Annotated in this window: 25 protein-coding genes; 15 read left to right on the forward strand and 10 right to left on the reverse strand. The window is 69.9% G+C overall.

From position 1 onward, the window contains the following. Positions 1–82: 82 nt before the first annotated feature. From AB0J91_RS29940 to AB0J91_RS29965, 6 genes are all read left to right on the forward strand, one after another. Positions 83–1,318 carry an extracellular solute-binding protein gene (locus AB0J91_RS29940; RefSeq protein WP_363875572.1) on the forward strand — a complete coding sequence of 412 codons (1,236 nt, stop codon included), beginning with the start codon at positions 83–85 and terminating at the stop codon, positions 1,316–1,318. A gap of 2 nt (positions 1,319–1,320) precedes the next feature. Beyond that, the gene (locus AB0J91_RS29945; protein WP_363875575.1) at positions 1,321–2,238 is read left to right on the forward strand and encodes a sugar ABC transporter permease; all 918 of its coding nucleotides are present in this window, start codon (positions 1,321–1,323) and stop codon (positions 2,236–2,238) included. Continuing rightward, complete coding sequence (locus AB0J91_RS29950) at positions 2,238–3,134, forward strand: carbohydrate ABC transporter permease (RefSeq protein ID WP_363875578.1); 897 nt, start codon at positions 2,238–2,240, stop codon at positions 3,132–3,134. The genes AB0J91_RS29945 and AB0J91_RS29950 overlap by 1 nt, the downstream gene beginning before the upstream one ends. A gap of 124 nt (positions 3,135–3,258) precedes the next feature. Beyond that, positions 3,259–4,152 (forward strand): homocysteine S-methyltransferase, encoded by an 894-nt coding sequence (gene mmuM, locus AB0J91_RS29955; RefSeq protein ID WP_363875581.1) that lies wholly within the window; start codon positions 3,259–3,261, stop codon positions 4,150–4,152. A gap of 137 nt (positions 4,153–4,289) precedes the next feature. Then, on the forward strand, positions 4,290–4,787 hold the full coding sequence (locus AB0J91_RS29960; RefSeq protein WP_363875584.1) for a DUF2975 domain-containing protein: 498 nt from the start codon (positions 4,290–4,292) through the stop codon (positions 4,785–4,787). Further along, positions 4,788–5,012, forward strand: coding sequence for a helix-turn-helix transcriptional regulator (locus AB0J91_RS29965; protein ID WP_363875586.1), 225 nt, complete (start codon positions 4,788–4,790; stop codon positions 5,010–5,012). A gap of 88 nt (positions 5,013–5,100) precedes the next feature. Here AB0J91_RS29965 and AB0J91_RS29970 read toward each other — a convergent pair whose 3' ends face one another. The 3 genes from AB0J91_RS29970 to AB0J91_RS29980 form a co-directional block, all read right to left on the reverse strand. Beyond that, positions 5,101–6,276, reverse strand: a complete 1,176-nt coding sequence (locus AB0J91_RS29970; protein WP_363875589.1) for a serine/threonine protein kinase — start codon at positions 6,274–6,276, stop codon at positions 5,101–5,103. A 121-nt stretch (positions 6,277–6,397) separates the two neighbouring features. After that, positions 6,398–7,846: an alpha-amylase family protein gene (locus tag AB0J91_RS29975; protein ID WP_363875592.1), complete on the reverse strand. Its 1,449-nt coding sequence runs from the start codon at positions 7,844–7,846 to the stop codon at positions 6,398–6,400. A gap of 155 nt (positions 7,847–8,001) precedes the next feature. Continuing rightward, on the reverse strand, positions 8,002–8,937 hold the full coding sequence (locus AB0J91_RS29980; RefSeq protein WP_363875628.1) for a carbohydrate kinase family protein: 936 nt from the start codon (positions 8,935–8,937) through the stop codon (positions 8,002–8,004). A gap of 155 nt (positions 8,938–9,092) precedes the next feature. Here AB0J91_RS29980 and AB0J91_RS29985 point away from each other — a divergent pair, with 155 nt between their 5' ends. Beyond that, positions 9,093–9,308: an RNA-binding S4 domain-containing protein gene (locus AB0J91_RS29985; RefSeq protein ID WP_363875595.1), complete on the forward strand. Its 216-nt coding sequence runs from the start codon at positions 9,093–9,095 to the stop codon at positions 9,306–9,308. A 61-nt stretch (positions 9,309–9,369) separates the two neighbouring features. Here AB0J91_RS29985 and AB0J91_RS29990 read toward each other — a convergent pair whose 3' ends face one another. Further along, positions 9,370–9,735 carry an iron-sulfur cluster assembly accessory protein gene (locus AB0J91_RS29990; RefSeq protein WP_363790553.1) on the reverse strand — a complete coding sequence of 122 codons (366 nt, stop codon included), beginning with the start codon at positions 9,733–9,735 and terminating at the stop codon, positions 9,370–9,372. A gap of 211 nt (positions 9,736–9,946) precedes the next feature. Here AB0J91_RS29990 and AB0J91_RS29995 point away from each other — a divergent pair, with 211 nt between their 5' ends. After that, entirely contained in the window at positions 9,947–10,585 is a 639-nt protein-coding gene (locus AB0J91_RS29995) for a DUF3043 domain-containing protein (protein ID WP_132620443.1), read from the forward strand. 22 nt (positions 10,586–10,607) lie between these two features. Here AB0J91_RS29995 and AB0J91_RS30000 read toward each other — a convergent pair whose 3' ends face one another. Further along, positions 10,608–10,871, reverse strand: coding sequence for a hypothetical protein (locus AB0J91_RS30000; RefSeq protein ID WP_363875598.1), 264 nt, complete (start codon positions 10,869–10,871; stop codon positions 10,608–10,610). Between the two features lie 70 nt (positions 10,872–10,941). On the opposite strand from AB0J91_RS30000, the gene cobU reads away from it, so the two are divergent. Genes cobU through cobS form a run of 3 tightly spaced genes read left to right on the forward strand, consistent with a single transcriptional unit; the run spans position 10,942 to position 13,341 of the window. Beyond that, the gene (cobU, locus tag AB0J91_RS30005) at positions 10,942–11,481 is read left to right on the forward strand and encodes a bifunctional adenosylcobinamide kinase/adenosylcobinamide-phosphate guanylyltransferase (protein ID WP_363875601.1); all 540 of its coding nucleotides are present in this window, start codon (positions 10,942–10,944) and stop codon (positions 11,479–11,481) included. A gap of 49 nt (positions 11,482–11,530) precedes the next feature. Beyond that, a complete protein-coding gene (gene cobT / locus AB0J91_RS30010) occupies positions 11,531–12,604 on the forward strand; it encodes a nicotinate-nucleotide--dimethylbenzimidazole phosphoribosyltransferase (protein WP_363875604.1) in 1,074 nt (357 codons plus the stop codon). Next, a complete protein-coding gene (cobS, locus tag AB0J91_RS30015; protein ID WP_363875607.1) occupies positions 12,601–13,341 on the forward strand; it encodes an adenosylcobinamide-GDP ribazoletransferase in 741 nt (246 codons plus the stop codon). The genes cobT and cobS overlap by 4 nt, the downstream gene beginning before the upstream one ends. Positions 13,342–13,365: 24 nt before the next feature. On the opposite strand, the gene AB0J91_RS30020 is transcribed toward cobS, so the two are convergent. Then, positions 13,366–14,286: an AraC family transcriptional regulator gene (locus AB0J91_RS30020; RefSeq protein WP_363875610.1), complete on the reverse strand. Its 921-nt coding sequence runs from the start codon at positions 14,284–14,286 to the stop codon at positions 13,366–13,368. Positions 14,287–14,368: 82 nt separating this feature from the next. Between AB0J91_RS30020 and AB0J91_RS30025 the strand changes: the two genes are divergently transcribed. Continuing rightward, the gene (locus tag AB0J91_RS30025; protein ID WP_363875613.1) at positions 14,369–14,785 is read left to right on the forward strand and encodes a pyridoxamine 5'-phosphate oxidase family protein; all 417 of its coding nucleotides are present in this window, start codon (positions 14,369–14,371) and stop codon (positions 14,783–14,785) included. 53 nt (positions 14,786–14,838) lie between these two features. On the opposite strand, the gene AB0J91_RS30030 is transcribed toward AB0J91_RS30025, so the two are convergent. Next, on the reverse strand, positions 14,839–15,942 hold the full coding sequence (locus tag AB0J91_RS30030; RefSeq protein ID WP_363875616.1) for a branched-chain amino acid aminotransferase: 1,104 nt from the start codon (positions 15,940–15,942) through the stop codon (positions 14,839–14,841). A 135-nt stretch (positions 15,943–16,077) separates the two neighbouring features. Between AB0J91_RS30030 and AB0J91_RS30035 the strand changes: the two genes are divergently transcribed. Further along, the gene (locus AB0J91_RS30035; RefSeq protein WP_363790534.1) at positions 16,078–16,374 is read left to right on the forward strand and encodes a hypothetical protein; all 297 of its coding nucleotides are present in this window, start codon (positions 16,078–16,080) and stop codon (positions 16,372–16,374) included. A gap of 70 nt (positions 16,375–16,444) precedes the next feature. Here AB0J91_RS30035 and AB0J91_RS30040 read toward each other — a convergent pair whose 3' ends face one another. Both AB0J91_RS30040 and AB0J91_RS30045 read right to left on the reverse strand, forming a co-directional pair. After that, complete coding sequence (locus tag AB0J91_RS30040; protein ID WP_363790532.1) at positions 16,445–17,110, reverse strand: DUF402 domain-containing protein; 666 nt, start codon at positions 17,108–17,110, stop codon at positions 16,445–16,447. A 7-nt stretch (positions 17,111–17,117) separates the two neighbouring features. After that, positions 17,118–18,374, reverse strand: a complete 1,257-nt coding sequence (locus tag AB0J91_RS30045) for an amino acid permease (RefSeq protein WP_363875619.1) — start codon at positions 18,372–18,374, stop codon at positions 17,118–17,120. Between the two features lie 204 nt (positions 18,375–18,578). Here AB0J91_RS30045 and AB0J91_RS30050 point away from each other — a divergent pair, with 204 nt between their 5' ends. Both AB0J91_RS30050 and AB0J91_RS30055 read left to right on the forward strand, forming a co-directional pair. Next, positions 18,579–20,066 (forward strand): leucyl aminopeptidase, encoded by a 1,488-nt coding sequence (locus tag AB0J91_RS30050; protein ID WP_363875622.1) that lies wholly within the window; start codon positions 18,579–18,581, stop codon positions 20,064–20,066. A gap of 170 nt (positions 20,067–20,236) precedes the next feature. Further along, entirely contained in the window at positions 20,237–20,737 is a 501-nt protein-coding gene (locus AB0J91_RS30055; RefSeq protein ID WP_363790525.1) for an OsmC family protein, read from the forward strand. Positions 20,738–20,811: 74 nt separating this feature from the next. Here the strand turns inward: AB0J91_RS30055 and AB0J91_RS30060 are convergent, their stop codons facing one another. Continuing rightward, positions 20,812–21,162 (reverse strand): oxidoreductase, encoded by a 351-nt coding sequence (locus tag AB0J91_RS30060; RefSeq protein WP_363790523.1) that lies wholly within the window; start codon positions 21,160–21,162, stop codon positions 20,812–20,814. Positions 21,163–21,495 lie beyond the last annotated feature (333 nt).

A 21,495-nucleotide genomic window follows, 5' to 3' on the forward strand; every position in this document is an offset into this window, starting at 1 on the left:
AACATCTTGACGCGATTCACATTCTGGGTATGCAATCTAACGCCAGTTGATTGCAAAAATTTGCACAACGGGAGGACTGGAAATGAGACCAAAGGCCACGGTCATCGCTGCCCTGGGCCTGGTCGGAGCCCTCACCCTCACCGGGTGCGGCGGCTCGGCAGGCGACGCGAACCAGGTCGTGTACTGGGACACCAGCGGATCAGCGGAAAGCGCGGTGTTCAGCGAAGTCGCCCGGGAGTGCGGCCGCACCGGCGGCTACCAGGTGCGAGTGGAGACGGTGGCCTTCGACCAGGCGCTGAACAACTACAAGACCGCGGCGCAGGGCGGGCAAGGCCCCGACGTGCTGCGCGCCGACGTCGGCTGGGTCTCGCAGCTCGCGCAGGCCGGCCTCATCCAGGACCTCTCCGGCACGCCGCTGGTCGCCGACACCGACGACTTCCTGCCGAACACGCTGGAATCGACGAAGTTCGAGGGCAAGACCTACGCCGTCCCGCAGGTCACCGACGCGCTCGCGCTGTTCTACAACAAGCGCAAGCTCGACGCCGCCGGCGTGGAACCGCCGCAGAACTGGGACGAGCTCAAGGCCGTCGCCCCGAAGCTGGGCGGCGAGAACGCGCTGTTCCTCAACAACGACGAGTACTACGCGCTGCCGTTCATCTACACCCACGGCGGCGACCTGGTGAACCCCGGCGCCCGGATGATCACCGTCAACTCCCCGGAGACCGTGCGCGGCGTGCAGGTCGCCAAGGACCTGCTCGACGCCAAGGCCGCCCGCACCTCGCTCGACCAGCCCAACTCCTACACCAGCATGAAGACCGCCTTCACCACCGGCGAGGCGGCCATGGTCATCGACGGCCCGTGGGCGGTCTCGGAGTTCACCGCCTCCCAGGAGTTCGCCGACCCCGCCAACCTGGGCATCGCACCGGTTCCCGGCTCGGCGACCCCGTCGCCGGTGGGCGGCCACGACTACGTGATCCGGCAGGGCAGCGACGCCACCGAGGCCTCGCAGAAGTTCGTCGCCTGCATGAGCAGCACCGCCGGCCAGGCGAAGATCGCCGCGGAGCTGGGTCTGCTGCCCACCCGCAAGTCCGCCTACGACGACCCGGCGGTGGCGGCCAACCCGATCGTCACCGCGTTCCGCCCGCTGGCGGCGACCACGCACAGCCGCGCGTGGATCCCGCAGAACAGCGAACTGCTGGAGCCGCTGCAGACCGCCTACGGCGACGTCCTGTCCGGCCGCAAGCAGACCCAGGCCGCGCTGGACGAGCTGGCGCAGACCTACCAGAGCACGATCCTCACCGACTACGCGAAGCGCTGATCATGCGGAACTTCCTCGCCCGGTACTGGTTCGGCTACGCGATGGTGCTGCCGGTGGTCGCCGTCCTCGCGCTGCTGGTCGTGCTGCCGCTGCTGCAGGGCGTGCACTTCGGGTTCACCGACATCAACGACACCAACATCGCCAACCCGGTCCTGGACCGCGAGGCGCGCTACTCCTTCGTCGGGTGGGACAACTACCGCAACGTGCTGTCCGGTTCGGCGGCGTTCGGCTCGTTCTGGGCGACGCTGGTGCGCACCGTCATCTGGACCTTCGCGTGCGTGGTCTGCCACTACGGCATCGGGCTCGGCCTGGCGATGCTGCTCAACCGGCGGATGCGCGGGCGCGGGCTGTACCGGGTCCTGCTGATCCTGCCGTGGGCGGTGCCGGTGTTCATCAGCGCCTTCGCCTGGCGGTACCTGCTCAACGCCGACTACGGCCTGCTCAACTGGGTGCTGGAGACTCTGGGGCTGCCCGGTCAGGTGTGGCTCGGGCAGTCGGACCTGGCGCTGGTGTCGGTGATCGTGGTCAACGTGTGGCTGGGCGTGCCGTTCATGATGGTCGCCCTGCTCGGCGGGCTGCAGGCCATCCCGTCGGACCTCTACGAGGCCGCCGAGATGGACGGGGCCACGCCCTGGCAGCGGTTCGTCAGCGTGACGCTGCCGGGGCTGCGCCCGGTGTCGAGCAGCGTGGTGCTGCTCGGGGTGATCTGGACGTTCAACATGTTCCCGGTCATCTACCTGATCACCGGCAACAACCCGCACACCCGGATTCTGGTGACCTACGCCTTCGAGCGGTTCTTCTCCGGCGCCACCAGGGATTACGCGATCGCCTCCACCTACGGCGTGCTGATCCTGTCGGTGCTGCTGGTCTTCGCCGCGATCTACCGCCGCGCGATGGCGCGGCAGGGAGAGGATCTCTGATGAGCATCGACGCAGCGTCCCTGCGGGCGTCCTCGGCCGCCGCGCAACCGCGCGGCCGGGGCGGCCGCTCGACCCTGGCGAGCATCGGGTTGCACGGCGCGCTGAGCGCGGCGTCGCTGATCGCGGTGTTCCCGGTGTTCTGGGTCGTGGTGGTGTCGTTCAAGCCGGACGCGAAGGCGATCGAGGCGACGCCGTCGCTGTTCAACGACTCCAGCCTGGACAACTACACCGACGTGCTCACCGGCGCGAAGGGCTCGTTCCTGGCGTGGTTCGGCAACTCGGTGCTGATCGCGGCGCTGACCACCGTGCTCGGCGTGCTGCTGGCGGCGACCACCGCCTACGCGCTGAGCCGGTTCCGGTTCCCCGGCAGGCACTGGCTGCTGCTGTCGTTCCTGGTCGTGCAGATGTTCCCGTTCGCGGTGCTGATCGTGCCGCTCTACAACATCCTGCTCACGCTGGGGTTGCAGGGCAGCGCGCTCGGGCTGGTGCTGGTCTACTGCAGCACCGCGATCCCGTTCTGCACGTTCATGCTCAAGGGCTACTTCGACGGGATCCCGGCCGACATCGACGAGGCCGGCCGGGTCGACGGGCTCTCGCCGCTCGGCGTGTTCTGGCGGCTGGTGCTGCCGCTGGCCCGCCCAGGTCTGGCGGTGACCGGCTTCTACTCGTTCATCGTCGCCTGGAGCGAGGTCGCCTTCGCCTCGGCGTTCCTGTCGGCCGCCGACGAGTCCAAGACGCTCGCGGTGGGGTTGCAGGTCTTCGTCCAGCAGAACCGGGCTGAGTGGGGACACCTGGCGGCGGCGTCGGTGCTGGTGGCGATTCCGGCGGTGATCGTGTTCTACGCCGTGCAGCGCTTCCTGGTCTCCGGGTTGGCGGCGGGCAGCGTGAAGGGCTGACCCGTTCGAATTTCGCGCGAAATTCGAGTCCGAAGTCTCCGCGTCGAATTTCGCGCGAAATTTGGATCTCCCCACGCCGGGTTCAATGGGGTCGGCGCTCTGGAACACCACTACCCTGGACGGCATGCAGGGATTCAGGGTCGATCGGCCGCTGGTGCTCGACGGCGGGTTGGCCACGGAGCTGGAGGCGATGGGGCACGAGCTCGCCGACGCGCTGTGGTCAGCACGCCTGCTGACCGACGCCCCGGAGGAGATCGTCGCCGCGCACGCCGCGTTCTACCGGGCTGGCGCCGACATCGCCACCACCGCCAGCTACCAGGCGTCGTTCGAGGGCTTCGCCGAGCGCGGTCTCGACCGCTCCGGTGCGGAGCGGCTGCTGCGCCGCAGCGTCGAGCTGGCGCGGCTGGCCGGTGAGGTCGAGCCCGGCGAGCACCGGTGGGTCGCCGCCTCCATCGGTCCGTACGGCGCGACCCTCGCCGACGGCTCCGAATACCGGGGCGACTACGGGCTGACCAAGCACGAGCTGCGGGAGTTCCACCTGCCGCGCTTGGAGACGCTGGCCGATGCGGCCCCGGACGTCCTCGCGCTGGAGACCATCCCGGACGTCGAGGAAGCCGAGGTCCTGGTCGAAGCCGTCGCCGGCCTGGGTGTGCCCGCGTGGCTCTCGTTCACCGTCGACGGCGACCGCACCCGCGCCGGCCAACCCCTCGCCGACGCCTTCGCCCTGGCCGAATCCGATGCGATCCACGCGATCGGCATCAACTGCTCGACTCCCGAGGACGTCCTGCCCGCGCTCGAAATCGCCCGAGCGGCAACGGAAAAGCCGCTCGTCGCCTACCCGAACAGCGGCGAGGGGTGGGACGCCGAGCACCACGCCTGGACCGGCGATCCCCGCCTGTCCCCGCAACAAGCCCGCCAGTGGCGCGCAGCCGGCGCCATGCTCGTCGGCGGCTGCTGCCGAGTCCGGCCCGAGGACATCACCGCGGTCGCGGAGGCCCTGCTCGACCCGGAGAGCTGACCCGGCGGAAAGCGTTGGCGTTCCAGCCGCGTGACCGCGCCACCGCATGATCACAATCCTCACCCGGTGACTACCTGCTTGCCACAAACTATCGTTTTTCGATAGATTCTCATCGTTGTTCGATCGAAGGAGTGGCGATGGGAAAGCTGGCGGTGCTCGCGCTGCGAGTCGTGCTCGTGATGTTGCTGGCCGGGTCGCTGTTCGTGCAGGCCGTGATGGTGCCGCTGCTCAACGCCGACCTGGAGGAGCTGAACCCGCAGTACGCCTACCTGCGGGTGCCACTGCTGGTGATCATCGTGCTCGGGCTGGTGGCCTGCCAGGTCGTGGTCGTCTGCGTGTGGCGTCTGGTCACGATGGTGCGGCGCGGAACCGTGTTCTCCCACGCGGCTTTCCGCTACGTGCACGTCATCATCGGTGCGATCGTGGCGGCGGCGCTCGACGTGTTCTCCCTAGCCTGCCTGCTGGCGCCGGGCGAGGCCGTCGCCCCGGGCGTCGTACTGCTGATCTGCGGCGTGGTCGTGGCGATCCTGGGGGTCGCGCTGATCGTGCTGGTGCTGCGCGTGCTGCTGGCGCAGGCGGTCGACCGCGACAACGAGGCGACGCAGATGCAGGCCGAGCTGGACGAGGTGATTTGAGTGCCGATCGCGGTCGACATCGACGTCATGCTGGCCAAGCGCAAGATGTCGGTGGGCGAACTCGCCGAGCGCGTCGGCATCACCCCGGCGAACCTCGCCGTCCTGAAGAACGGCCGAGCCAAGGCGGTCCGCTTCACCACCCTCGAAGCCCTCTGCCAGGCCCTCGACTGCACCCCGGGAGACCTCCTCCGATGGGAACCCGACGAAGACCCGGACGCCAGCTGAAACATCCACCGATGGCGGAACCTCCCGCAGGACAGCTGGTTTCGCGGGTGGGGGTGGAAGTCAGCCGGCACTCCCACCCCCGCTGCGCTCAGCCGTGCAGGACGGAGGTGGGGATCGCGTAGCCGCGGACTCGTTGCGGGTGGTCTCCGACGGGGATGCGGGCCGTCTCCTTGGTGCCGTTGAAGTCGACCACCGAGATGTCGTCGCTGTCGCTGTTGGACAGGAAGCAGTACTGGCCGTTCGGGCTGGTCGCGGCCCAGTACGGCTTCTTGCCGACCGGCACGATGGCGTCGGTGGTCAGCGACGGGACCGACACGATGGCCGCGTAGTCCGAGATCGTGCCCGCGTCGCAGAGCTTGGTGCCGTCGGCGTTGGCGCTGAGGCCGTGGTGCGCGGAGTCCAGCGGGTAGTCCTCGCGCTTCATCTGCTGCGCGTCCTCGGACAGCGGCAGGTGCACGGTGCGGGTGACCCGCTTCTCCTCGAGGCTGTACTCGACGAAGCCGTTGTGGAACGACAGCTGCGCGTACATCGTCTTGCCGTCGGGGGTGACCAGGAACGGACGGATGCCGACGCCGAAGTCGATGGTGTCGCGGACCTGCTGGGTCTCGGTGTCCACGATGGTCAGCTGCCGCTTGCCCTTGAGGCCGTCCAGCGCCGGGTCGTCGGGCATGACCACGCGGCCGATGGTGGCGTTGTACAGCGTCTTCCCGTCTGCGGAGTAGCGGTTCTCGTGCGGGAAGTCGCCGGTCGGGAATTCGCCGGTGACCGAGCCGTCGGCGGGGTTGAGCAGCTGCACGATGTTGGCGGTGGTCGCCGAGACCGCCAGTTCGGTGCCGTCCGGGGACAGCGCCATGTGGTCGGACCGGTAGCCCTCGACGGGGGTGCGCCAGACCTGCTCGCCGGTGGCGATCTCGTAGGCGGCCACGTCGCCGAGGCTGGGCCGCGAGACGTACATGATCTTGCCGTCCGGGGAGACCGCGATGTCGTCGACCAGCTGGTCGTGACCCTCGCCCGCGGTTTCGCGGATGATCAGCATGGCCGCGCGCTGGTCCGGGGGCATCTCGCGCAGCCGCTGCTCGAGGTCCGGGACCACGTTGATGCGCTGGTACTTGTCGAAGTCGGCGGCGTCGAGCAGGTCGACGGTGCCGTCCCAGTTGTTGCCGACGAACATCACGTCGCGCCGCTCGTCAGCGGTCGCGGAGGCCGGTACCGCCGCGAGCGCGATGAGCGCGGCCGCGCCTATCGCCCAGATCCTGTGTCGCATCCGAATCGCCCTTCCTGCCCATGTGGGATCAACCCCCCAACGAACATGAGATCAATTCGGATATGCCCGGCACGCAGGAGTTCGGCAAATGCATCCGAACAGCCCACGTGCCGGGCGTCGATCAGCCGAGCTTGGCTCCGGCGTGCAGCGCGACACCGGAGTTCGCGGCCACCGTCGCGGTGAACTTGCCGTCCTCGCCGACCTCGACGGTCTGGCCGGTGCAGGAACCGTTCGAGAGCTCACCGGACATCACGTCGCAGTAGCTGCCCGCGGGCAACGAGGTCTGGAAGGTCTGCGCGAGCTCCCCTGCTTCGCGGTTGATCGCCACGAAGCCCTTGTCCTGGCGGCCGAACGCGATCTGACCGCCGCCGTTGTCCCACCAGTCGGTGAGCGGGGCGCCCTGGACCGCGTTGTGGAACCCGGTCATCCCGGCGATGATCGGCCGCCGGTGCTCGCACACCCACGCGGGGTCGTCGCAGCTCGCGGGCTTGGTCGTGCCGTCGGCCTCCGCGGGCGGGCCCTGCTCGGAGTTGTCGAAGGCGAAGCTCGAGATCAGCTGCGGCGTGCCGTAGGGGTAGGCGAGTTCGAAGCCGACCGCCAGGTCGTATGCGGTGCCGTCCTTGTAGGTCAGCGTCGGCGAACTCCGCTGGGTGTCGTGGTTGTCGACGAACACCACGGCCTGATCGGCAGGCAGCGGCATCTCGTCGGTGAAGCCGTCGAGCTGCTCCAGCGAACCGTTCTTGAAGGCGTCGCTGACCTTGCCCTGGTAGGCGAACTCTGTGACGTCACCGTTGCCGGCGTACTCCCCCGCCGTGGTGGTGGAGTCGGCGATGACCTCCTGGAACACGTAGGGCTTCTGGCCGGTTCCGGGAACGGTGTTGAGCCCGCCGAAGATCGCACCGATGTCCTCCGGCGGCATGTGCTTGACCCCGTCGACCCGGAACCCGGACACGCCCAGGCTGATCAGGTCGTTGAGGTACTTGATCTCGGCCTGGCGGACCCAGTCGCTCTCGGTCTTGAGGTCGGCGAGCCCCACGAGCTCGCAGTTCCGGACCTCCCACTTGTCGTTGTAGTTGGAGATGTCCCTGCGGCAGTCGTGGAAATCCGCGTCCGAATAGGTTCCGGGGTAGTCGTACTTGGTGAACTCGGAACCCCCGCTACCCGGGTGGTCGCCGTCGGATCCGGCCATGTGGTTGACCACGGCGTCGGCGTAGATCTGCACGCCGGCGTCGTTGCAGGTCTTGACCATGTTGGCGAACTGCTCGCGGTTCCCGCGGCGGGTTTCGAGCTGGTAGCTGACCGGCTGGTAGTCCTGGTACCAGGGGTGACCGGCCTCCGGGAGCACGATGTGCTCCTGCGGCGGCGACACCTGGACCGCGCCGAATCCCTTCGGCCCCAGGAAGTTGGTGCACTCATTCGCGACCGAATCCCACGGCCACTGGAACATCTGGATGATCGGCCCGGCCACGGGTGCGGCGGCCGGCGCCGGAGCGCGTTCCTGGCCGAACGCGGCGGGCACCAGGGCGGTGCCGACCACGGTCGCGGCCAGCGCTAGCACCGTTAATCGCATTGACCTTCTCCTTCGCATCGCCTGCGATGAGCGAACGCCTACGATCACATTTTCTTGCGCAGGTAAAGTCAATACGCCAACGGAACTAGCAATTTACCAGCCATAACACTTCGCAATTTTTTGCAAGAAATGCGAAGCGAGAAATTGCGGGAGGTCTATCCGAGCGGCAGCGCGGCGGCGACCTCGGCCGCGGCGTCCTCTCCGTAGGTCTCGGCGAAGCGCTTGCGGGCGCGGCCGTGGTCGAGGGTCCACTCCTGCGTCCCGGTCACCTCGAGCACGTGCACCGCGATCAGCGAGCCGAGCTGCGCGGCCCGCTCCAGCGACAGCCCGGTCTCGACGGCGGCGAGGAAACCGGCGCGGAAACCGTCACCGACTCCCGTCGGGTCGGCCCTGGCGATCTCCGGAACGGCGGGCACCTCCAGCCGCTGACCGTCGCGCTCGACGATCTCCGCCCCGTCGGCGCCGAGCGTGGTGACGCGGACGCCGACCGCCGCCCGCACGTCATCCTCGCTCCAGCCGGTCTTCTGCAGCAGCAGACCCCACTCGTAGCGGTTGGTGAACAGGTAGTCGGCGCCCTCGACCATCCGCCGGACCTCCTCGCCGCTCAGCCGCGCGAGCTGCTGCGACGGGTCGCTGGCGAAGCGGTAGCCGCGCTGCCTGCACTCGTCGGCGTGGCGCAGCATCGCCTTCGGGTCGTTCGGGCTGATCAGCACCAGGTCGACGTCGCGCGCGGCGAGCACCGGAGCCAGTTCGATGTTGCGCGCCTCGGTCATCGCCCCCGCGTAGAAGGAGGCGATCTGGTTGAAGGCCTGGTCGGTGGTGCACACGAACCGCGCGGTGTGGGCGTACTCCGAGACGTGCACTCCCGCGCAGTCGACCCCGTTGCGCTCCAGCCACGACCGGTAGTCGGCGAAGTCCTCACCCACGGCTCCCACCAGCACCGGACGCCTGCCGAGCACTCCGAGCGCGAAGGCGATGTTGGCCGCCGCACCGCCCCGCCGCACCACCAGGTCGTCGACGAGGAAGCTCAGCGAGACCTGCTGCAGGTTGTCGGCGACGAGCTGGTCGGTGAACTTCCCGGGGAAGTGCATCAGGTGGTCGCTGGCGATGCTTCCGGTCACTGCGACTGACACAGCGCGCCTCCAATTCACTACGGACGGTGACGGAAGAATCGAGAGTAGCGCTCTCGACGACCACCGGCCGTGCCCCCACGCCGCGATCGAGGGCGGCGGCAGACAATGGGGCAATGCGCGAAGTGGAGATCTCCGACGACATGATCCGGCTGGGTCAGCTGCTGAAGCTGTCCGGGCTGGTCGAGCACGGTGCCGAAGCCAAGGACATGCTGGAAGAGGGCCTGGTCATGGTCAACGGCGCGGTGGAGACCCGCCGCGGCCGCCAGCTCGTCGACGGCGACGAGATCGTGCTCGACGACGAGATCGTCCGCGTCGTCAGCACGGCCTGAACAGCAACGAGGCCGGCACCCGAGCGGGTGCCGGCCTCCTGCCAGAACGGGTTGCTCGTCGTCAGTGGAACGAGTCGCCGCAGGCGCACGATCCGCCGGCGTTGGGGTTGTCGATCGTGAAGCCCTGCTTCTCGATGGAGTCGACGAAGTCGATGACCGCGCCCTCCAGGTACGGGGCGCTCATCCGGTCGACGACCACGCCGAGGCCCTCGAAGTCGCGGCGCGCGTCGCCGTCGAGGCTGCGCTCGTCGAAGAAGAGCTGGTAGCGCAGACCGGCGCAGCCACCCGGCTGGACGGCGATGCGCAGGTGCATGTCGTCGCGGCCCTCCTGGTCCAGCAGGGCCTTGGCCTTCTGGGCAGCAGAGTCGGTCAGCTTGACACCGTGGGCAGGCGCCTCGGTCTCGGTAACAGTGTTCGGGGCGGTCATGGACACTCCCTCGTGGTCTCGCTCTCCGATTCCGGCGTGACGTTCAACCACGTCCGGATCCGGGGTATTCCCGCGGGCGAACCCGGGGACGTTGTTGTCTCCTCCCTACATGGTGGCATAACCGCGGCCGGATCAGGTGTGACGTGGTAGGCGCGGGACGAACCGGACGGTCTCCTGCAAGCCCGCTCGACGCGTCGAATAACCTGGAGGGGTGAGGTTCCTTCGCCGCAGCAGCGCTGAGCAGACCGCAAGCACGGACTCCGAGAACGACGCAGAGCAGTCCGCGGAGGAGCGCGCGCAGAATCACACCCCCAAGAAGGGGAAGCCGACGCCCTCGCGGCGCGATGCCGAGGGCAGGCGGCGCGGCCCGGTCCCGCCGCCGCCGATGACGCAGCGCGAGGCGGTCAAGCGCGCCCGGGGCAACAAGGACGAGCGCCGCAAGGCCGCCACCGAGCGCCGCGAGCGCATGATGCAGGGCGACGACCGCTACCTGATGCCGCGCGACAAGGGCCCGGTCCGCGCCCACGTCCGCGACCTGGTCGACACCCGCAGGCACCTGATGGGCCTGTTCATGCCGCTGGTGCTGATCGTCTTCGCCACGACGCTGGCGCAGAACATGGTCATCCAGCAGTACGCGACGCTGTTCTGCCTGGCCCTGCTGATCATGATGGTCGTCGAGGGCTCGCTGCTGGGCCGCTACGTCAACAAGCGGGTCCGCGCGAAGTTCCCGGACCACAAGGACCGGCCGTTCTCGCTGGGCTGGTACGCCTTCACCCGAGCCATGCAGATCCGCAAGCTCCGCGTCCCACGCCCCCGCTACACCCCCAAGGACATCGCCAAGATCGGCTGATCGTCCGCCGGGCGGCCGCGGTTCAGACCCAGCCGGGCACTTCCTCCGGGAAGGCGCCCGCGACCCAGTAGTGCGGTAGCGCCCCCCGCAGCGTCACCCACCGGATCGCGGTCGGGTCCGACGACGCGAGGACGGCCACCAGCACGTCGGGGCCGTGACCGGCGAGGCGCTCGCGGCAGATCCCGCACGGGCTGAGGACGAGGTGCCTGCCGTCCTCGGCCCGGTGCATGCACACCGAGGCCACGTTCCTGCGATCGAGCCGGGACGCCGCGCAGTAGGGCTCCACCTCGTGGCAGAGCGCTGGGGCGGTCCCTCCTCCGGGTACGGTCTCGGCGGTTGTTGAGCGGGAGGTTTTCGTGCGGACGTTGGTGCTGGGTGGGGCTCGGTCCGGGAAGTCGGCGCATGCCGAGGGGTTGGTGCCCGAGGACGCTGCGGTGACCTACGTGGCCACTGCGCGGCGGGATCCTTCGGACGCCGAGTGGAACGAGCGGATCGCCGCGCACGTGGCGCGGCGGCCTGACTGCTGGCGGACCGTGGAGGTGCCGGACTCCGATTCGCTGCGGCGAGTTCTCGCCGAGGCCGCCGGAGGCGACCCCGTGCTGGTGGATGATCTGGCCACCTGGCTGACCGGGGTGCTCGACGACGCCGGGGCCTGGGAGCGCGACCCGGCCGCGCTGGAGGTCGTCGCCACGCACTGCGACGCGCTGGTCGAGGCCGTGTCGGCGAGCGACGCGCGCGTCGTGCTGGTGTCAGCGGAGGTCGGCCTCGGCGTCGTGCCCGGGATGCGGTCTGGAAGGCTGTTCCGGGACGAGCTCGGCTCGCTCAACGCCCGGTTGGCGGCGGTGTGCGACGAGGTGCTGCTGCTGGTCGCCGGATGCCCGCTGCGGATCCGATGACCGCTCAGGGCCTTGCTGAGCTGCGGTTTTTCAACACGGAGGTTTTCGCTTGCCCACCGAACAGAACGACCCCGGCACGATCGAGTTCCCGCCCGTTCCCGCACCCGACGAGCAGGCATCCCGGGAAGCCGTGGCGCGGCAGGCGCAGTTGACCAAGCCGGCCGGGTCGCTGGGACGGCTGGAAGAGCTCGGCGTGTGGTTCGCCGCGCGGCAGGGCGTGTGCCCGCCGCACCCGCCCGCGCGCGCCCGGGTGGTCGTCTTCGCAGGTGACCACGGCATCGCCCAGCACGGCGTGTCGGCCTACCCGCCCGAGGTGACCGGCCAGATGGTCAGCAACTTCCTCTCCGGTGGCGCGGCTGTCAACGTGCTGGCCTCGCACGCCGGGGCGACCGTGCGCGTGGTGGACATGTCGGTCACCGTCGACACCCCGCCGGTGGTCAGCGCGCACAAGGTGCGCCGCGGCTCCGGGGCGATCGACCGAGAGGACGCGCTGACCGTGGAGGAGGTCCGGGCCGCCGTCCAGGCCGGGCGGACGATCGCCGACGAGGAGGTCGACTCCGGGGCCGACCTGCTCATCGCCGGGGACATGGGCATCGGCAACACCACTCCCGCGGCCGTGCTGATCTCGCTGCTCACCGGCACCGAACCGGTCGCCGTCGTGGGCCGCGGCACCGGCATCGACGACAGCGCGTGGATGCGCAAGACCGCGGCGATCCGCGACGCGCTGCGCCGGGCCCGCAAGGTGCACAACGACCCGATCGCGCTGCTGCGCACCTCCACCGGCGCCGACATCGCCGCTCTCGCGGGCTTCCTCGCGCAGGCCGCCGTGCGCAAGACCCCGGTGATGCTCGACGGAGTCGTCGTCGGAGCGGCGGCGCTGGTCGCCGAGGAGCTCGCGCCCGGGGCGCGGCAGTGGTGGCTGGCCGGGCACCGGTCCGCCGAACCGGGCGGCCCGCTGGTGCTCCAGCACCTCGACCTGGAGCCGGTGCTGGACATGCGGCTGCGGCTCGGCGAAGGTTCCGGCGCGCTCACGGCGCTGCCGGTGCTGACCGCCGCGGTGAAGGTGCTCGGCGAGATGGCCACGTTCGACGAAGCCGGCGTCGCCGGAGAGGCCGGGGCGTGACCGACGGTCTGCGACTGGCGGTGTCCTGGCTGACGGTGCTGCCGGTGCCCGCGAGGCAGGTCGACGACCGCTCGTGCCGGCAGGCGATCTCCTTCGCGCCGCTGGTGGGGGCGCTCGTCGGCGGCGCCGGGGCGCTGGTGCTGTGGGGGCTGAGTTCGCTCGGCGCTCCCCCGCTGCTCGCGGGGCTGCTCGTGGTGGCGCTGTTGGTGCTGGTCACCCGGGGCATGCACGTGGACGGGCTGGCCGACACCGTCGACGGCCTCGGCTGCTACGGCCCTCCGGAACGCGCGCTGCAGGTGATGCGCGACGGCGGCGCCGGGCCGTTCGCGGTGGTCGCGCTGATCCTGGTGATCGGCGTGCAGGCCGTCAGCATCGGTGCGATCGCGCAGACCCCGTGGATGCTGGTGCCGGCCTGCGTCGCCGGGCGCGCGGCGTTCGTGCTGTGCTGCCGGCGCGGACTGCCGTCGGCGCGCCCGGAGGGGATGGGCGCGCTGGTCGCCGGGAGCCAGCCGCTGTGGCTGGTGATCGCCTGGTGGCTCGCGGCGACGCTGGCGGCCGCGCTGATCAGCTCGGCCGCGGCGGTGTCCGTCCTCGTCGCCGCGGGGGTGCTGCTGCTGTTCACCCAGCACGTCCGCCGCCGCTTCGGCGGGATCACCGGCGACGTCCTCGGTGCGGCCTCGGAGCTCGCGACGACCGTTGTCCTGGTCGGTGCGACGCTCGGCGTCGGGCAGTTCTAGACCGGGCAGAACCGGCCGACCGCTTCAGGTCGCGCGTCGGTGGGCGCTCGGTGTGGTGCCGCGGATGCGCTTGAAGGCGGTGCTGAAGGTGAAGGGATCGGCGTAACCGACGGTGCGAGCGATCTCGCCGATGGTCGCCGAGCCGCGCTCGGCCAGGAGATCCGCGGCGAGGGTCATGCGCCAGCGGGTGAGGTATGTCAGCGGCGGTTCACCGACCAGATCGGTGAACCGCTTGGCCAACGTCGAGCGCGACACCCCGATGCGACCGGCGAGCGCGGCCACCGTCCACGACGTCGCCGGTTCCGCGTGCAGCAGCCGCAACGCCTCCCCCGCGACCGGGTCCCGCTGGGCCTCCCACCAGGCCGGAGGTTCCCCGCCGGGCCGGTCGAACCACTCGCGCAACGTGCAGACGAGCATCCAGTCCAGCAGCCGGTCGAGCACCAGCTGCTGGCCGGGTGCGTCCACCGCCACCTCGGCGGCGAGGTGGTCGAGCACCGGGTCGCCGGTGCCGCCCGACTCCACGCGCAGCACGACCGGGAGGGCCTCCAGCAGCCGGCGGCTGATCTCGCCGCGCAGCGGGTAGGCGCCGACGATCAACGTCGTTCCGCTCCCCTGGCCCGGGTCGTGCCAGCCGAGCCGGTGCCGCGTGCCGCCGAGCTCGGGAGTCGCGCAGAACTCGCCGCACGCCAGCGGTTCCGCCGAGGTGCCGATCTCGTCGACGAAGGTGAACGTCGCGGGTCCGCGGACCACGACGGTGTCGCGGTCCCGCAGCGGTTCGGGCTCGCCCTGCTCCGGCACGATCCAGCCCTGTCCGTCGAGGACGGTGCACAGGGTCAGCGGTGCTCCGTCCACGAAGTGCAGCGACCACGGCGGGGTCAGCGTCGAGCTGCCGAACAACGAGCCCTGCGCCCGCAGCCCGCGGAACAGGTCACCGAAGGCGTCCACACCACCGACGTTAGACGATGACGCAGGTGATCCGGCTTCTCACCCATGGATCCGTCCAGGACCGGGGGGTTGAATCGTCGGCATGAGCACGCTGAACGCCCGGGACCTCGACTTCCTCCGCCGCCCGCTGCACGGCTTCCTGTCGGTGGCTGCGGGCCCGACCCCGCCGCAACCCCGGCCGGTGTGGTTCGAGGCCACCGCCGAGGGCACGATCGAGCTGTTCACCGACCCCGCCTCGCCCAAGGTCGAGCGCCTGCGGCGGGATCCCAGGGCATCGCTCGTGGTCGCCGCACCCGCGACCGAGCGCGAACGCTGGGTGTCCGTCGCCGGCCGCACCTCGGTGGAGACCGGCGGAGCGCCTGAGCTGGTGGAACGCCTCGCCGCCCGCTACTGGGACCTGAACGACCCGACTCGCGCGAACGACCTCGCCGAACTCCGCGCCGGGACCTGGTTCCGGATCGTCCTGCACCCGGAGAAGGTCACCCGCCTCGACTTCTAGGCACGACGACGCCCCCTGCGATCAACCGCAAGGGGCGTCGGTGGACCAGGTGCTCAGCCGAGCTTGGTCATCCAGCCGTGGGTGTCCTCGACCGTGCCGTACTGGATCGCGGTCAGGCGCTCGCGGAGCTTCAAGGTGACCTCACCGGGCAGGCCGTCGGCGATGCCGAACTCTCCGTCGCGGTGCTTGACGTGGCCGACCGGGGTGATCACCGCGGCGGTGCCGCAGGCGAAGACCTCGGTGAGCTCGCCGGTGGTGGCCGCCTTCTCCCACTCCTCGACGGTGATCTTGCGCTCCTCGACCTGCATGCCGAGCTCCTTGCCCAGCTCCAGCAACGAGGACCGGGTCACGCCGGGCAGCAGGCTGCCGCTCAGCGCCGGGGTCACCAGCTTCGCGTCGGCTCCGGAGCCGAACACGAAGAACAGGTTCATGCCGCCCATCTCCTCGACCGTGTGCCGGTCGCAGGCGTCCAGCCAGACCACCTGGTCGCAGCCCTGCTCCACGGCCTGCGCCTGCGCCAGGAACGACGCCGCGTAGTTGCCGGCGAACTTGGCCGCGCCGGTGCCACCGGGAGCGGCGCGCACGTACTCGTGGCTCAGCCACACCGTCACCGGCTTCACGCCACCGGCGAAGTAGGAGCCTGCCGGCGAGGCGATCAGCGAATACAGGTAGGTCTTCGACGGGTGGTTGACGCCCAGGCCGATCTCGGTGGAGACCATGAAGGGACGCAGGTACAGCGAGCTCTCACCAGTGCTGGGCACCCAGTCGCGGTCCACCGCGACCAGCTCGCGCAGCGATTCGAGGAACAGCTCCTCGGGCAACTCCGCCATCGCGATCCGGTTCGCGGAGCTGCGGAAACGGCGGGCGTTGGCGTCCGGGCGGAACGCCGCGATCGAGCCATCGGGCTGGCGGTAGGCCTTGAGCCCCTCGAAGATCGCCTGCGCGTAGTGCAGGACCGACGTCGCCGGGTCGAACTCCAGCGTGTGGTAAGCCTCCAGGCGGGCGTCGTGCCAGCCCTGGTCCTCGGACCACTTGATCGTCACCATGTGGTCGGTGAAGAACTTGCCGAACCCGGGATTCTCCAGTACCTCCGCGCGGCGCTCGGCTGAGGCCGGTTGCGGGTTGGGGGTCCGGGTGAAAGACAGTTCTCCGTTCATGCGCGTACGGTATCGCGTGCGCTGGAGCAGTGAAAACCGGCTTGGCGTCAGTTGGTCATCCAAGTATCCGGCCGTTGCCAAACGGACGCGGAGATTCTGCTGATCCCTCCGCCGCGCGCGACATATGATGGGGTCATGACGCAGGCCCAGAACACCCCCGCGCCGCAGCCCACCTCGGTCCCGCAGGACGTCCGCGCAGGTGTGCTGGCCGCCCTGATGCCGTTCGGCGCGGGCATGCTGCTCACCCTCGGCTACGCCTGGATCGGCATCTTCGGGATCGTCCTCGCAGCGATCGGGGCCGCGGGCTGGGCCTTCTGGTGGCGCAACAAGCACCAGCAGTGGTTCCCGCAGCAGGTGACCACCGGCTCGGTGGTCGGAACGACCGTCCTGGTCGCGGTGATCACCCTTCTGCTGTTCATCTCGATCAGCTGACTTCTTCTGGTCCCGCTCATCTTGCTGAGCGGTGCGGGTGGGGCGAAGAGGAACCGGCTGCGCCGGTTGACTACGCCAGCAGGTGCGCGGGGAGCTTCGGCACGGGCCAGGACGGGTCCGGGCGGGCGTCGCAGTAGGTGCCGTCGAAGGGGAACGCGCCGTCCTTGGCCAGGGAGATCATCTCCTCGCCTTCGGCGCGCAGCTTCGCCAGTTCGGCGTGGCTGAAACGGCCTGCGGCCAGCGCGTCGTCGAGCTCGTCCTCGTCCTTCCAGGACCAACTGCCGTCCGCCATGACCTCCACGTCCAGGACGCCGTCGACCCGCCGCACGCCGCATTCGTCCCGGCCGCGCGGGATTTCGAGATTGACGTACCAGTTCCGGAATTCGCCGCTCGGCTCGAAGAACCACCAGACCGACGACCACCGGTTCTCGTGGACCAAGCGCAACGTCGAGGTACCGCGCCAGGTCGACAGGGCGGGCACGCGCGGGCCGGAGAACCGCTCCGCGAGCGGCAATTCACGCGGATGCCGCCCGTCCGGGGAGGTCGTGGTCCGGACCGGGGTGTCCGGCAGCACCCAGCACAGCAGCTCCTCGCCGTCGTCGGAGACGACGCGAGCCGGGTGCACGTTCCCGAGCGAGCCGTCCAGGCGCCAGAAGCTGTAGAGCACCTCGTCGCCCGAGGACCACTGGTAGCGCTGAGAATTCCAGGTCATCTCGTCCACAATCGAGTTGGGCATGACCGCCTCATTTCCACCGGCGCGAAACGATTCCCGCCAGCAAAGGACCGACAACAACCACTCCGAGCGTTGTCAGCATCGCAGAAACCGGCATGCTCATCGCCAGCACGACCGACAAACCCATCCCAAGGCATGCACCCCGCATGGGCCAAGTGGGCCCATCGGAGAGCAGCAAACGGGCGCCTGCGTTGGCAAGAGCGTAGTGCAGGAGCAGCGCGCAGGCCGCGAAGGACATCAACGCGGTCGGGTCGATCAGCTGGGAGACGACCACCGCAGCGACCCCGGCGATCAGGTCCAGCAGGTACGGCGTTCCGGACGGACCGGTGCGGCCCAGGACTCGCGGCAGCTCACCGTCGCGCACCATCGCAAGCCCCGTCGAGCGCATCGATTCCAGCGCGCCCAGCAGCACGGGCAGCAGCGCGACCGCCGCCCCGACGCACACCAGCGGCACCAGGTCGGCGGCAGCGGCGGCGGTGAGCACGTCGCGGATCGGCATCGGCGACAGCGCCAGCCGCTCCCATCCGAGCTGGTAGGTCAGGGCCGCGATCATCACCGCCAGCAGCACCGTCACCGCCACCAGCGAGATCGTGATCGCGCGGCGGGTCGCCGCCCAGGGCGCGCGGTCGCCGTCCCCGGCGGGCGCGGCGAGTCGTTCGAAACCGGCGAACGCGAAGAACAGCACCCCACCTGCACCGATGATCCCCACGGCGCTGTCGTTGGAAGCGCCGGGATCGACGTGACCGGGAACGCCTCCGACCGGGTCGATGGCGAAGCAGATCGCCACCACCAGCACGATCACCGCCAGGCTCAGCGCCACCCACGACCAGGCCGCGGCACCGCGGATGCGCAGCCCCGTGGTCGCCGAGAGCACCACGAGCAGGATCACCGCCCCGGCCACCAGCGCGCTGGCCGAAGGCAGGAAGAACTCGCCGATCACGCGGGCGATGGCGGCGATCGCGGCGACCTGCGCGGCCAGGTGGGCCGAGGCGCCGATGCGGGCGGGCAGCAGGCCCATCCGCTCGCGGACGCACGCGTAGGTCGCGCCGGGCCCGCTGCGGGCTCGGGACTGGTAGGCGACGGCCGAGGCCGCGCACACCGCCGCCAGCAGCGCGACCAGCAGTCCCAGCGGCGCCCACGGTCCGGCCGCCGCCGCTGCGGGCGCGGGCCCGAGCAGCACACCGATGCCGACCATGCCGCTGAGCGCGAGCGGTAACGCGTCGCGGCCGGTCCTCGACCTGCTGTCCGCTTCCACCTGTTGGGTCACCGAACCACCCTTGCAGACGAGTGCGGGCACTTCAGCCTCCTGTCGGCTGAGTCATGGCGGGAGACCGCCGGTGAGCGTATGACGGATGTGACCACTGCTCTCCCGCCACGCCCACGGTGAACACGCCGATCACCGGTGGACCCGGCGTTCTAGAGTGCGGGAAGGCTCTGGGAGAACCAAGGCACCGATCCGGAGGATGACCACGTGACGACCCCGAAACTCGCCCTCACCGACACCGCGGTGGCCAAGCTGAGCGTGGACGCGCTCGTCATCGGCACCGTCTCCGGCGCCGACGGCCTGCAGCTCGCACCGGGTGCAGAGCCGGTCGCCACCGCCTTCGACGGCGACCTGGTCAAGGTGCTGACGTCGCTGGGCGCGAGCGGGAAGGCCGATGAGGTCGTCAAGCTGCCCGCCCACGGCTTGGCCGCGACCGTGCTGCTGGCCGTCGGTCTCGGCAAGACCGGCGAGGACGGCCCGAGCGCCGAGGCCGTCCGCCGCGCCTCCGGTGCCGCCGCCCGCGCGCTGTCCGGCGTGGAGCACGCCGCGACCACGCTGCCCGCCGCCGACCTGCCCGCCGCGGTGCAGGGCACGGTCATGGGCGCCTACGGCTTCACCGAGTACAAGTCGAGCAACGGTGACGGTCCGGTGGCCGCGGTGGACTTCGTGGTCTCCGACGCCAAGGCCGACACCGCCACCCACGCGCTCAAGGGCGGCTCCGCGATCGGCGAGGCGGTCAACACCGCCCGCGACCTGATCAACACCCCGCCGAACGACCTGTTCCCGGCCTCCTTCGCCGAGCGCGCCGCCGAGCTGGCCAAGGCCGCCGGCCTGGAGGTCGAGGTCCTCGACGAGGCTGCGCTGCGCAAGCAGGGCTTCGGCGGCATCCTCGGCGTCGGTGCGGGCTCATCGCGCCCGCCGCGCCTGGTGCGCCTCCGCCACAAGGGCCCGAAGGCGGCGAAGAAGGTCGCGCTGGTCGGCAAGGGCGTCACCTTCGACACCGGCGGCATCTCGCTGAAGCCGGGCGGCGGCATGGAGAACATGACCTCGGACATGTCCGGTGCCGCTTCGGTGATCGCGACGATGGTGCTGGCGGCGAAGCTGAACTACCCGCTGGAGATCACCGCGAACGTGCCGATGGCCGAGAACATGCCGTCGGGCACCGCCTACCGCCCCGGTGACGTGCTGAAGATGTACGGCGGCAAGACCGTCGAGGTTCTCAACACCGATGCCGAGGGTCGGCTGATCCTGGTCGACGCGATGGTCCGCGCCTGCGAGGACGAGCCCGACTACCTGATCGAGACCTCCACGCTGACCGGCGCGCAGGTCGTCGCGCTGGGCAACCGCACCCCTGGCGTGATGGGCGAGGACGGCTTCCGCGACCGGGTCGCCAGGCTGTCGCAGGCCGTGGGCGAGGGCGGCTGGCCGATGCCGCTGCCGGACGAGCTGCGCGCCGACCTGGACTCCAAGCTCGCCGACCTGGCCAACGTCACCAACCACCGCTGGGGCGGCATGCTCGCAGCGGGCATCTTCCTCCGGGAGTTCGTGGCCGAGGGCGTGCAGTGGGCGCACATCGACATCGCGGGCCCGGCCTACAACACCAACTCGCCGTGGGGCTACACGCCCAAGGGCGGCACCGGTGTCCCGGTCCGGACCCTCGCGGCGGTGCTCGCCGACATCGCCGAGAACGGCTGAGCCCGCGCATCGCCGGTCCGCTCGGAGCCCCGGTCGGCTCCGGGCGGAACCGGCGAACCGCCCACGATGCGGAACCAGAAGTTCAACCCGGGGTGACCCGGACACCGTCTTTGTGATCCGAGTCACGAAAAGGTCACCACTGCGGGGTGCGCCGATGTCACGATGGGTTTATGACCGAATCGCAACCGGCCACGCTGAACGCGACCAGGCACGGCTATCAGGTCGACGTGGTGTGGACCGGCAACACCGGCGAGGGCACCAGCTCCTACCACAGCTACGAGCGCACCCACGAGGTGCGAGCCGTCGGCAAGGACTCCATCGACGCTTCCGCCGACCCGGTGTTCCTGGGTGACGCGGACCGCTACAACCCGGAAGAACTCCTGGTCGCATCGCTGTCGCAGTGCCACATGCTCTGGTTCCTGCACCTCGCCGCCGACTCCGGTGTCGTGGTCACCGGCTACCACGACCACGCGCGCGGCATCCTGGCCGAGAACTCCGACGGCACCGGCCAGTTCGAGGCGATCGAGCTGGCACCGGAGGTCACCGTCTGCGACCTGGCGACCGTCGACGTCGCCGAGGCGCTCCACGAGCGCGCCCACGAGCTCTGCTACATCGCCAAGTCCGTGACGTTCCCGGTGCGGTGCACGCCGACGACGCGCGTCGCGAACTGATCCACCGACGAATCGATTCAGCCATCAGCGCGGCCGTGCACGCAGCGAATCGGTGAGAAGTGCGACTCGCGCGTTCACGGCCGTTCGTCGGCGGCGCGCTGCGCGCGCCTGCGGAGAATGCGCTGCCGGGCCTGGTGATCACGCATCCGCTGCGGATATCCGACCTTGGCGACTTCGTAGAGCGGGATGCCGAGCCGCCTGGTGAAGCGCCCTGCCGCCGAAGGCGACTCGATCCGTCGACGCGTCCATTCCCCGTCGTGGGCGATGAGCAGCAGCGTCGTCTCGGTGACCAACGTCTGCGGTTCGAGGTAGCCCTCGACACCGCGGCGCTGCGCCGCCCAGTTCCGGAGGTGGTCGGTGTCCGCGGACGTGGCGCGTCGTCCGGTGCCGGGACGGCGGTTGCGGAACCGGTCGAATAAGCCCACCGAACTCCCCTCCCCAATCCCGATTCAGGCCGGTTGCATTCGATTTTGCCACCGCGAACATGTGCGGAGTGTGAAAACGAGCTGAGAATGCGCGGCGCCGGGTCGTGAGTGCAGTACAGATCACCCAGCCCACCGCGCAACGGCCGCTCGGGTGGTGACAAGATGGCTGGTGGTGTGCATGACCACCAGGTCACGCGACCAACCGCAAGTCAATGACGCCCTGTCGAGGAGTGCGAAGTGACCGACACGTCCGCCGATCTGGTCATTCTCGGCGGCGGTTCGGGCGGCTACGCCTGCGCTTTCCGCGCGGCCGAGCTCGGCCTGTCCGTCGTC

It is taken from the genome of Saccharopolyspora sp. NPDC049357 (assembly GCF_040677225.1).
Taxonomy (GTDB): Bacteria; Actinomycetota; Actinomycetes; order Mycobacteriales; family Pseudonocardiaceae; genus Saccharopolyspora.